Annotated in this window: 8 protein-coding genes; 7 read left to right on the plus strand and 1 reads right to left on the minus strand. The window is 63.5% G+C overall.

Features of this window, described 5'->3' with window-relative positions; translation table 11 throughout:
* From VBO01S_RS28425 to VBO01S_RS28455, 6 genes are all read left to right on the plus strand, one after another.
* The coding region (locus tag VBO01S_RS28425; protein ID WP_157627482.1) for a fumarylacetoacetate hydrolase family protein at positions 1–1,064 on the plus strand (1,064 nt) is incomplete at its 5' end.
* Positions 1,065–1,070: 6 nt separating this feature from the next.
* On the plus strand, positions 1,071–2,633 hold the full coding sequence (locus VBO01S_RS28430; RefSeq protein ID WP_062481721.1) for a type I restriction-modification system subunit M: 1,563 nt from the start codon (positions 1,071–1,073) through the stop codon (positions 2,631–2,633).
* Positions 2,630–4,363 carry a restriction endonuclease subunit S gene (locus VBO01S_RS32090; RefSeq protein WP_082818333.1) on the plus strand — a complete coding sequence of 578 codons (1,734 nt, stop codon included), beginning with the start codon at positions 2,630–2,632 and terminating at the stop codon, positions 4,361–4,363. The genes VBO01S_RS28430 and VBO01S_RS32090 overlap by 4 nt, the downstream gene beginning before the upstream one ends.
* A 51-nt stretch (positions 4,364–4,414) precedes the next feature.
* Positions 4,415–5,026, plus strand: coding sequence for a DUF6088 family protein (locus tag VBO01S_RS28445; protein WP_062481728.1), 612 nt, complete (start codon positions 4,415–4,417; stop codon positions 5,024–5,026).
* 5 nt (positions 5,027–5,031) lie between these two features.
* Positions 5,032–6,087, plus strand: a complete 1,056-nt coding sequence (locus tag VBO01S_RS28450; RefSeq protein WP_062481730.1) for a nucleotidyl transferase AbiEii/AbiGii toxin family protein — start codon at positions 5,032–5,034, stop codon at positions 6,085–6,087.
* Positions 6,084–9,530 (plus strand): DEAD/DEAH box helicase family protein, encoded by a 3,447-nt coding sequence (locus VBO01S_RS28455; protein ID WP_062481733.1) that lies wholly within the window; start codon positions 6,084–6,086, stop codon positions 9,528–9,530. The genes VBO01S_RS28450 and VBO01S_RS28455 overlap by 4 nt, the downstream gene beginning before the upstream one ends.
* Before the next feature lie 10 nt (positions 9,531–9,540).
* Here the strand turns inward: VBO01S_RS28455 and VBO01S_RS28460 are convergent, their stop codons facing one another.
* Positions 9,541–10,323 (minus strand): helix-turn-helix transcriptional regulator, encoded by a 783-nt coding sequence (locus VBO01S_RS28460; RefSeq protein ID WP_062481736.1) that lies wholly within the window; start codon positions 10,321–10,323, stop codon positions 9,541–9,543.
* A gap of 88 nt (positions 10,324–10,411) precedes the next feature.
* Between VBO01S_RS28460 and VBO01S_RS28465 the strand changes: the two genes are divergently transcribed.
* Positions 10,412–12,044 (plus strand): FAD-dependent monooxygenase (locus tag VBO01S_RS28465; RefSeq protein ID WP_062481739.1); only part of this gene is annotated, 1,633 nt, incomplete at its 3' end.

Consider the following 12,044-nt stretch of genomic DNA (forward strand, 5'->3'; position numbering starts at 1 on the left):
AACTCGCCACCCTGAAGGACGGCTCGCGCGACGGCCAGTTGGTCGTCGTCTCGCGCGACCTCACGCTCGCCCACTACGCCACCGGCATCGCGAGCCGGCTGCAGCAGGTGCTGGACGACTGGGGCTTCATGAGCCCGCAGCTGCAGGACCTGTACGACGCCCTCAACCACGGCCGCGCGCGCCACGCCTTTCCCTTCGACCCCGCCCAGTGCATGGCGCCGCTGCCGCGCGCCTACCAGTGGGCCGACGGCTCGGCCTACCTGAACCACGTCGAGCTCGTGCGCCAGGCGCGCAACGCCGAGGTGCCCGAGAGCTTCTACACCGACCCCCTCATGTACCAGGGCGGCAGCGACGACTTCCTGGGCCCGGTCGACGACGTGATCGTGCCCAGCGAGGCCATGGGCATCGACTTCGAGGCCGAGATCGCCGTCGTCACCGGCGACGTGAAGATGGGGTCCACGCCCGAGCAGGCGCTGGACGGCATCCGCCTCGTGATGCTGGCCAACGACGTGAGCCTGCGCAACCTCATCCCGGCCGAGCTGGCCAAGGGCTTCGGCTTCTTCCAGAGCAAGCCCGCCACCGCCTTCAGCCCCGTGGCCGTCACGCTGGACGAGCTCGGCGAGGCCTGGCAGGACGGGCGCGTGCACCTGGCGCTGCAAAGCAGCTGGAACGGCCGCAAGGTCGGCCTGTGCGACGCCGGCCCCGAGATGACCTTCCACTTCGGCCAGCTCATCGCCCACATCGCCAAGACCCGCAACGTGCGCGCCGGCAGCATCGTGGGCAGCGGCACCGTGAGCAACAAGGGCGTCGAGAAGAACGGCCGCATGGAATGGCCCAAGGGCTACTCGTGCATCGCCGAGAAGCGCTGCATCGAGACCATCCAGGACGGCGCGCCCGCCACCGACTTCATGAAGTTCGGCGACACCATCCGCATCGAGATGAAGGGCCTGGACGGGCGCTCGCTGTTCGGCGCGATCGACCAGGAGATCGTGTCGACGGCGGGGCGGCCGGTGGAGGCGCCGGTGTCGCTGGTCAATCCATCATCCGAAACTTCAGGAAATTGACAAACCATGCTGACCGGTGAGTTGAGAAACAAGGTCGATCAGGTCTGGAACGCGTTCTGGTCCGGCGGCATCGCCAACCCGCTCGAGGTGATCGAGCAGATTACCTATCTGCTCTTCTTGCGCGGATTGGACAGTGATCAAACGCGTGAAGAAAACAAGGCGGTGCGGCTGAAGACCCAGCCGGTGCGCATCTATCCCGAGGGAAAAGACGACAAGGGCCTGCCCTACGACGACATGCGTTGGTCGCGCTTCAAGAACATCGCACCTGAAGCCATGTTCACGGTGCTCAGCGATCACGTGTTTCCCTTCTTGCGCGGGCTGCACGCCTCGAAAGGCGAGGCTGCGAGCTCCGCCTTTGCGCACCACATGCGCGATGCCCGCTTCACCATCCCCAAGCCTGCGCTGCTTGCCAAGGTGGTCGATCTGCTGGACGGCATTCCGATGGATGACCGCGACACCAAAGGCGACCTCTACGAATACATGCTCGGCAAGATCGCGTCTGCAGGGCAGAACGGGCAATTCAGAACGCCGCGCCACATCATCCAGTTGATGGTCGCGCTGACTGCGCCCACGCCGCAGGACACGATTTGCGACCCCGCCTCGGGCACCTGTGGCTACCTCGTGGCCGCCAGCGAATACATCCGCGACCAATACCCCAAAGCGCTACACGACGTAAAGCAGAACGAGCACTTTCATCGGGGCATGTTCCACGGCTACGACTTCGACAACACCATGTTGCGCATCGGCAGCATGAACATGCTGCTGCACGGCGTCGAGCACCCGTCCATTCAATACCGTGACTCGTTGGCCCAAGGTCATGCCGACGATGCGGGGGCCTACAGCCTGATCCTTGCCAACCCGCCCTTCGCAGGCAGCCTTGACTACGAGAACACCGCCAAGGACTTGCAGCAGATCGTCAAGACGAAGAAGACCGAACTGCTCTTCTTCGCGCTCTTCTTGCGATTGCTCAAAGCCGGTGGCCGTGCCGCCGTCATCGTGCCCGACGGCGTGCTCTTTGGCAGCAGCAAGGCGCACAAGGAACTGCGCCGTAAGCTCGTTGAAGAGCAAAAGCTAGACGCCGTCATCAGCCTGCCCGGTGGCGTGTTCAAGCCCTACGCCGGTGTGAGCACGGCCATTCTGCTGTTCACCAAGACCATGAGCGGCGGCACCGACCACGTGTGGTTCTACGATATGAAGGCCGATGGCTGGAGTTTGGATGACAAGCGGCAGCCGTTGCTGAGCGAGGACGATCTAGGGCTCAAGCCTGTGTACGACGGGCGGAACCTCGTGTCGGACGAGGTGCACGCTAGGAATAATCTGCCCGACGTGGTGATGCGTTGGAACGAGAGGGAGGGGAGTGAGCTTCGGCGTCCACGCACGGCGCAGAGTTTCTGCGTGCCGAAGGCAGATATCGTGGCGAATGAGTATGACTTGAACCTGAATCGATACCGGGAAGTCGTGCATGAAGAGGCTGTGCATCGCAAGCCGACTCAGATTCTTGCTGAATTAAGGCGACTGGAAGCAGAGATTGCGGCGGGAACTAAGGCACTTGAGGACTTGTTGACGTGAGTAAATGGCCTTTGGTCGCAATTTCTGATGTCGCCGATATTGAGCGCGACAGCATTCAGGCTTCAGAAATCAAAACCGGCACGTTGTACGTTGGTTTGGAGAACATCGTCTCTGGTGGTAATTTTCTTGATGTGCGCGAGGTTGATCACGGCGAACTCGCGAGCAGCAAGTTCCGGTTTACATCCTCGCATCTTCTGTACGGAAAGTTGCGGCCATATTTGGCTAAGATCGCGCGACCGACGTTCTCTGGTGTTTGCAGTACGGACATTCTTCCCGTGTTGCCAGGAGCCAAACTTAGTCGAGATTATTTGTCGCACTACCTTCGGCAAAAGGAACTTGTCGATCTGGCAAATGCTCGCGCATCAGGTGCCAACCTGCCGAGGCTGAGCCCCAAAGCCTTGGCGTCTTTCGAAATTCCGTTGCCGCCACTAACCGAGCAACGCCGCATTGCCGCTATCCTCGATCAAGCCGAAATTCTTCGCACCCAACGCCGTGCGGTCATCAGTCAACTCGACAATCTCGAGCAGGCTGTGTTTGAAGATATGTTTGGGGAGCCGGAGGCGAACCCAAAGCAATGGCCTCGCCTCGCTCTTGCCGAACTCGCTATCGAAGGATTTCAGAACGGCTTGTATAAGCATGCAAGCGAATACGGGGGCGGGACGCCGATCTTGCGGATTGATGCTTTTTATGATGGCGTCGTCACGCGTCTGATCGAGCTCAAACGCGTGAGATTGACAGCAGCGGAAATTACTACTTTCGGCCTTCATGCAAACGACATCGTGATTAACCGAGTGAACAGCATCGAGTATCTCGGCAAGAGCGCGCTGATTCCGTCATTGAGCGAGCCTGTGGTGTTTGAATCGAACATGATGCGATTCACTGTGAATCAAAAAATCGCTTTGCCCGTTTACATAACAGCATTCCTCCAAAGCGGCTATATCCGACGGCAGATTGGTACGGCGGCTAAACAGGCCGTTAATCAAGCAAGCATCAACCAACGAGATGTGTCGGCATTTCAAATCAATGTGCCGCCGCTCTCTGAGCAGCGGGTATTCGCCCGAGCCATTCAGTCCGTCCAACAACTGAAAGCGATTCATCGCACGGCGTTGGCTCGCCTCGACGAGCTATTTGCCTCCCTTCAATACAGGGCCTTTCGCGGCGAGCTTGCGCTAACCAGTTTCGGCCGCCCTTCAGGCTTAGATGCGCTCCATGTGCTGGACGCAGTTGTAGGGCTCGAAGCCCTGATTTACGTCGCCAAGCGGATGCCTGCAGGCCGCCACCATCACTACAAGTCGCTCAAGGCGCTTTACTTCGCTGACAAGCGCCACTTGGAGCAGCACGGGCGGTTGATCTATGGCGAGACGCACAGCGCCTTGCCGCATGGACCGGTGCCGCAGGCTGCCTACGATGCGACGCGCGTTCTGAACGGCGAGAGGCTGATCAGCGATTTTGATGACGAGGCGCTGCGAGCGGGCCTGCGTCGCGCAAAGGATGACCAGCAGGACAAACTGGTTGCGTTGCGCGATGCCGATTTCATCAAGCTGGGCCAGGCCGAACGCGAGAGTCTGGAGTGGGCCATCCGCTATTGCGCCGACATGAGCTTCGAGCAGGTCAAGGCCGCTTCGCATGACGAGGCCTACGACCGCACTCAGCCCAACAAGCCGATTCCTGTGGCATATCTGGTCGACATGCTTCCGGCGGAAGCGCGCGAAAGACACAGGGTCTCCTGAGCCGTGCGGCCTTGTTTTTGCCACGAATAACTGCTATTTTTCGTGGCAAAAATGGGCAAACACACAGAATCCGTCGACTCCCGCGTGCTGGCACGCGTCCAATCGCACGCGCCGGGCTGGGTGTTCACGCCGGCGGATTTCGTGGATCTGGGCAGCCGAACCGCAGTGGCCACCGCGCTCAAGCGCCACAAGGCCGATGGCGTGATCCGCTTGCTGGGCCGGGGGCTATACGACGTGCCGAGCGAGCACCCGGTGCTCGGCTTGCTGTGGCCGCCTATTGAAGCGGTCGAGAAAGCGCTGGAGCGCAAGGACGGCCTTCGGTTGCAGCCTTCCGGCGCTTATGCGGCCAATCTGCTCGGTCTGTCGGAGCAGGTGCCGGCCAAGGTGGTGTTTCTCACCGATGGCGCCACGCGCACCGTCAAGGTCGGGCCGACCCAGATCACGCTCAAGCGCACCACGCCCCGCAACATGGCGGCGGCCGGGCGGTTGAGCGGCCTGCTGATCCAGGCCTTTCGCAGTCTGGGTGCGGCGCACATCACGCCGGAGCGCATCGAGCGCCTGCGCAAGAATCTGCCGGCCGTGGAGCGGGCTGGTCTGTTGAAGGATCTTGCGCTTGCGCCCGAATGGATGCATTCCCATTTCCTCGAACTCGCGAAGCCCTGACCGCCATGCCCACGCGTCACCTTGCCCCAGCGTTTGCAAATCTCTCCACGGAAGATCGAGCGCTGGCCATCGGCGACGCCGCGGTGCGTACGGGCGTGTCGGCAGTCATTCTCGAAAAAGACTTCTGGGTCAGCTGGCTGCTGGGGGTGCTCTACGCATTGCCCGAGGTGGCTCCGCACCTGGTATTCAAGGGCGGTACGTCGCTCTCGAAGGTCTACGGCGTGATCGATCGCTTTTCGGAGGACATCGATCTGTGTCTGGTGCCTGATTTCGTCGGCGCCGATGCGGACGCCTTCGATGCATTGGGCAGTCGCACACGCCGTGATGCCGCGGTGCTGGAAATGCAGCAACTTTGTGGTGTCAAGGTGCAAGAGGTTGTGCAGCCGGCGCTGGAAGCCCGCATTCGCGAGGCGCTGGGCGCGCCGCAGGATTTCGATGCATGGCTGCGCTATGAAGTGGATGCGGCGGCGCGTTCACCCATCATTTACTTTCGCTACCCGACGCAGGAGCGCACCGGCTTCGCGTATATCCAGCGAGAGGTCAAACTCGAACTCGGCACGCTGACCGACCAGCAGCCAACCGGGCGTTATCCGATCCGCCCACTGGTCGCCGACGCGTTTCCAGCGCTCTTCAACGACTGGCAATGCGAGGTAACCACGCTCGTGCTGGAGCGCACCTTCTGGGAGAAGGCGACGATCCTTCACTCGGAGTTCCACCGTCCGCCGGACCAGGCCATGCCGGATCGCTACGCGCGCCACTACTCGGACATGGCGCGCTTGCTCGAGCGTGAAGACGCAGCGGCCAACCTGGCCGATGCGGCGCTGTGCGCGCATGTGGTCGATTGGAAGGGTCGCGTATTTCCTCGCGCCTGGGCCCGTTACGACTTGGCGCGGCCTGGCAGTTTCCGCCTGGTGCCGGTCGAATCGCGGCGCGCTGCGCTGGCGCAGGATTACGCGGCAATGCAGCAGATGTTCATCAGCACGCCCCCGACTTTCGACCAGGTACTCGAGCGCCTGGCCATGGCTGAGGCACAGCTCAACGCGGGCAAGGAAGCGCCATGACGACAAGTTCCAACTTCGGCTTCCTTCAAGCAGAGTGGCCCGAGCTTCATGCCGAGGCTGTGCGTGCCGAACGTGCCACGCTCTCGGACCCACGCACTGCATGCTTCTACGCTCGCCGAACGTTGGAGCTGGCGACCACCTGGCTCTTCAAGGCCGAGAGCGGGCAAGGCGGCAGTTTGCGCATGCCCTACAAGGCCGACCTCGCTGCTTTTCTCTATGAGCCGAGTTTTCAGCAATTGGTCGGGCCGGCGCTGCACGCAAAGATGGACGTGATCCGCAAGCTGGGCAACAACGCGGTGCACAGCGCCCGGCCGGTGACGGTGCCCGAGGCGACATCGGCATTGCGTGAGCTGTTTCATGTCACCTTCTGGCTGGCACGCAACTATGCGCGCAAGGTGGCACAGCGGCCAGAAGCTTCATTGCAGTTCCGCGCCGATTTCTTGCCCGGACCAGCGACCGCCGATGCCGCGTTGTCTCCAAAGCAACAATCCGCCATTCAGGCGGAACTGCAGCAGAAGGCCAGTGCCTTGGCCGAGCGCGACGCACAGTTGCGCGATGCCGAGGCCCGGCGTGCCACGCTGGATGCAGAACTGGCGGCACTGCGTGCGGAAGTCGCTGCCGCGAAGGCCGCCAACACCTCCCAGCCCGACACCCACGATTACAACGAAGCCGACACGCGTGACCTGTTCATCGATCTGCTGCTCAAGGAGGCCGGATGGACACTCGCGGATGCTCGTGACCGCGAGTACGAAGTAACCGGCATGCCCAACCAACAGGGTAACGGCTTCATCGATTACGTCTTGTGGGGCGACGATGGCAAACCGCTCGCCATCGTCGAAGCCAAGCGGACGCGCCGCAGCGCGAAGGAGGGGGAGCAGCAGGCCAAGCTGTATGCCGATTGCCTCGAAACACAGTTTGGCCAGCGGCCGGTGATGTACGGCACCAATGGCTACGAACATTGGATGTGGGACGACGCAACGTCTCCGCCGCGCGCCGTTCAGGGCTTTCACAAGAAGGATGAGTTGGCGCTGATGATTCAGCGCCGCATGAGCCGCAAGCCGCTGGCCACCGCCGTGATCGATAACGTCATCGTGGAGCGGCACTACCAGCATCGCGCCATTCGCCGAATTGCCGAGACCTTCGAGAAAGAGCAGCACCGCAAGGCACTGGTCGTGATGGCAACGGGCGCAGGCAAGACCCGCACGGTGATTGCACTGGTCGATCTGCTGATGCGAAGCAACTGGTGCAAGCGCGTCCTCTTTCTGGCTGACAGGGTGGCGCTGGTGAATCAGGCCGTGGGCGTCTTCAAGACCCATTTGCCCGACGCATCACCCGTGAACCTCGTGACGGAAAAGACCACTGAAGGCCGTGTGTATGTCTCGACCTACCCGACGATGATGGGCCTGATCAACAGCGCGACCGTCGGTTCACGCCGCTTCGGTGTCGGGCACTTCGACCTGATCGTGGTTGACGAGGCCCACCGCTCGATCTATCAGAAATACAGGGCCATCTTTTCCTACTTCGATGCGTTCCTGGTCGGGTTGACAGCGACGCCCAAGGACGAAGTGGATCGCAACACCTACGGCCTGTTCGATCTCGAGGATGGCGTGCCGACGGATGCCTACGACCTCGACGACGCCATTGCCGAGGGACACCTCGTGCCGCCCAAGGCGGTGTCGGTTCCGCTCAAGTTCCAGCGGCAAGGCATTCGCTATGACGAGCTGAGCGAAGACGAAAAGGATCAGTGGGACGCCCTGGAGTGGGACGAAGACGATGGCGAGCCGCCGGAAGAGGTCAGTGCCGAGGCCGTCAACAAGTGGCTCTTCAACGAGGATACGGTCGACAAGGTCCTGGAATTGTTGATGACGCGCGGGCACAAGGTGGCTGGCGGTGACCGCCTCGGAAAGACGATCGTGTTTGCGAAGAATCAGGCGCATGCGGAGTTCATCGCCAAGCGCTTCGATGCCAACTATCCAGAGTACCGTGGCCACTTCGCTCGGATCATCACGTTCAAGACCGAGTACGCGCAGTCGCTGATCGACGACTTCTCGCAGAAAGCCAAGGCGCCGCACATTGCCATCTCCGTCGACATGCTCGATACGGGCATCGATGTGCCGGAAGTGGTCAACCTGGTTTTCTTCAAGATCGTTCGTTCGAAGGCCAAGTTCTGGCAGATGGTGGGCCGCGGCACCCGGTTGTGCAAGGGGCTGTTTGGCCCCGACGAAGACAAGAAGAATTTTCTGATCTTCGATTTCTGCCAGAACCTGGAGTATTTCAGCCAGAACCTGGAAGGCGCGGACGGTGCGATGGCCGAGCCGTTGGGGCAACGCCTTTTCAAGGCGCGTATCGAATTGCTGGGAGAGTTGGACAAGCGTCTGTCAGGTACCGGTGTTGCTGAGCAGCCCGTGGCGTCGCCTGTGTTGACGGAGGTCGGCATCCGCGACGATGCCGCCGCTCTGTTGCATGAGATCGTGGCAGGCATGCAGTTGGATAATTTTGTCGTGCGACCGAAGCGGCGTTGGGTTGAGACCTGGGCCGATGCTGCCGCTTGGAAGCGCCCCACAGCGGCACAGCTTGACGAAGTGGCCGAGCATCTTTCGGGGTTGCCCAGCGCCGTCAGGGATGACGACGAAGATGCCAAACGATTCGACATGTTGATGTTGAACATCGAGCTCAGCTTCTTGCGCGCGGAACCGAGCTTCGAGCGTTTGAAGAAGCAGGTGCGCCAGATCGCCGATGGCCTGCTGGAGCTCACGAGCATTCCAGCGGTCCGCGAGCAACTGCTGCTGATCGAAGCTGTCGCGGGAGAAGAGTGGTGGCAGGACGTCACGCTTCCCATGCTGGAGAAGGCGCGTCGCAAGCTTCGGGCGCTGGTCAAGCTGCTGGAGAAAACGCGTCGAAAAGTGGTCTATACAGATTTCACTGACGAGTTGGGCGAATTGACGGAGGTCGACTTGCCGATGGTCGCCGCCGCTGTCGACTTCGAGCGTTTCCGTAGCAAGGCCAGAGCGTTCTTGCGTGCGCATGAAGACCGCTTGGCCTTGCACAAACTGAAGCGGAATCAGCCATTGACCGAGGCCGATCTCGGGGAACTTGAGCGGATGCTGCACGAAGCGGGAGGAACGAATGGGGATCTGGCGCGGGCCCGTGATCTGCACAAGAGCTTGGCCGCGTTTGTGCGCTCTCTTGTCGGCATGGATCGAGATGCTGTCGGTCAAGCCTTTGCGCACCTGATCGCCGGCACCACAGCGACTGCCAGCCAACTCCAATTCATTCAGGAACTGGTCCATCATTTGACGGAGCATGGTGCGATGCCGGCGGAACGGCTGTACGCCTCTCCGTTCACGGACATTCACGTGCAAGGCCCGGAAGGGGTGTTCGCTCCCAATGTGGTGGAGCAACTCTTTGTCGCGCTGGACGGGCTGGAATTGAAGGTCGGATGAGCTCGCGGATTCAAGCCGCCCCGGCACCCCGCAGCAACTCCTTCTGCGTACGTATCCCCAACCGCCGGAACGCCCGGTACTGATGCGTGCGCACCGTGCTGAGCTCCACGCCGAGCACGCGCGCTGTTTCCTTCGCCGTGCGGCCCGCCATCAGGTGGCCGATCACCTCGCGCTCGCGCAGGCTCAGCGTCAGAAGCCGCGAGGCGAGGGTGGGCGCGGCCGCCTCGTGCACCGCCGCCGCGCTGCGGCTGTGGGCGCTGGCGGCGTCGGCCAGCAGGGTGGCGTGGGCGGCGATGACGCCGAAGTCGGTCTCGCCGAACTCGGGCTGCGCCAGGCTGCGGTAGAAGCTCACGGCCACGCGCTGGCCACTCGGGCGCAGCAGCAGCACCGAGCTGCGCTCGCGGATGCCCACGTCGCCGTAGCAGGCGGCGCGGTAGGCGGGGTCGGCCACCTCGTCGCCGTGCTGGTGGCCCATCCACAGTTGGGCGCGCTTCGGCAGCTTGCGCGCGGCCAGCCAGGCCATGTGGGGGTCGAGCCGGTCGAAGCGCTGCGCCACGTAGCGCTCGGCGGTGCGCTCGGCCGTGTGGCCGTAGCTGCTGGCGGCCGACACGGTCTCGATGCGGCCGGTGGCGTCGACGCCGAACACGGTGCAGAAAGTGACGGGCATCACGCGGTGCATCGCCGCCAGGCAACTGGCCGCCAGGTGCGGCGTGCCGATGCCCGCCAGCACGTCGCCGACGACGGCCGCCGACAGTTGCGCGTCGGCGGCGGGGTGGAGGCGCCAGCGTTTCATGGGGTTTCGAAAGAGGAGAGGCTAGGGTAAATACCTCCTACGAAGTTATGACATTGGCGCGGGCGGTGCATCGGGACAATCCCGTTCCATGACCACCACCCGTACCGCCGACGCCGCCACCGGCCCCGTGCCGCCGCCGTCCTCCGCGACCGCGCTGCCGCCCTCGGTCGGCGCCTTCCACTACACGCGCTTCGCGCCCCGGCTGCCGTCGCTCGGCGCCGACAGCATGGAGCCCGGCCGCCACCCCGTCGTGATCGCGGGCGGCGGCCCGGTGGGCATGGCGCTGGCGCTGGGGCTCGCCAACCACGGCGTGCGCTGCGTGGTGCTCGAAGCCGACGACACGGTCTGCGTGGGCAGCCGCGCGGCCTGCATCTCGCGCCGCAGCCTGGAGATCGTCGAGCGCCTGGGCGCGCTGCCGGCCTTCATGGGCAAGGGCCTGCCGTGGAGCGTGGGGCGCAGCTTCTACAAGACGGCCGAGGTGTTCCGCTTCGAGATGCCGCAGGCCGCGCAGCAGAAGCTGCCGCCGATGATCAACCTGGAGCAGTACTACATCGAGCAGTACCTGCTGGACGAGATCGAGCGCCGCAACGCCGCGACGCCGGGGCTCGTCGACATCCGCTGGGGCACCGAGCTCACCGCACTCGCGCAGGACGACGACGGCGAGGGCGTGACGCTCGACGTGCGCAACGCCGAGGGCGCCTACCGCCTGCGCGGCCAGTGGCTCGCGGCCTGCGACGGCGGCCAGAGCTTCGTGCGCAAGTCGCTCGGGCTGGCGCTGGAAGGCACAGGCTACGAAGGCCGCTACGTGATCATCGACATCGAGCTGCACAGCGACCACCCGACCGAGCGCCGCGCCTGGTTCGATCCGCCGTGGAATCCCGGCTCGACCGTGTTGATGCACCGCCAGCCCGACGACATCTGGCGCATCGACTACCAGCTGCGCGCCGGCCAGAGCACCGAAGACGCGCTGCAGCCCGCGGCGGTGGCCGAGTTCGTGCAGCGCCACCTCGACGCCATCGGCGAAGGCCACCTGCCGTGGAAGACGGTGTGGACCTCGGTCTACCGCGCCGGCGCGATGACGCTCGAGCGCTACCGCCACGGCCGCGTCGTGTTCGCGGGCAACGCGGCGCACGCCATGCCGATCTTCGGCGTGCGCGGCCTCAACTCGGGCTTCGACGACGCCGACAACCTGGCCTGGAAACTGGCCTTCGTGGCCCAGGGCCTGTCGGGCCCGGCGCTGCTGGATTCGTACTCGCAGGAGCGCATCGCGGCCTTCCACATCAACGCCGAGAGCGCGATGCGCAGCACCGAGTTCATGTCGCCGCCTTCGCGCGGCTTCGACCTGCTGCGCGAGGCGGCGCTGTCGCTGTCGGAGGTCCATCGCGGCATCGCGCAGCTCATCAACCCGCGCCAGACGCAGGCTGTGCGCTACGACGGTTCGGCGCTGTCGAGCGCGGGCGACACGCTGCCCGCCGGCCCGCTGCCGGGCGAGGCGATGCCCGAGCAGCCGCTCGCGCAAGGTCATCTCACCGACTGGATCGGCCCGGTGTTCACGCTGCTGGTGCTGCAGCCGGACCTGGCGCCGCTGCCCGACGCCGACATCGCGCAGGCCCGGCAAGGCGCCTTGCCTTTCGCGGTGCGCACCATCGCCAGCCTGGGCCACAGCGACGGCGCCGATGCGCAGGCATCCCCCGCCGTCTTCGCCGCGCTCGGCGCCGGCG

The organism is Variovorax boronicumulans NBRC 103145, from assembly GCF_001591345.1.
Classification (GTDB): Bacteria; Pseudomonadota; Gammaproteobacteria; order Burkholderiales; family Burkholderiaceae_C; genus Variovorax; species Variovorax boronicumulans.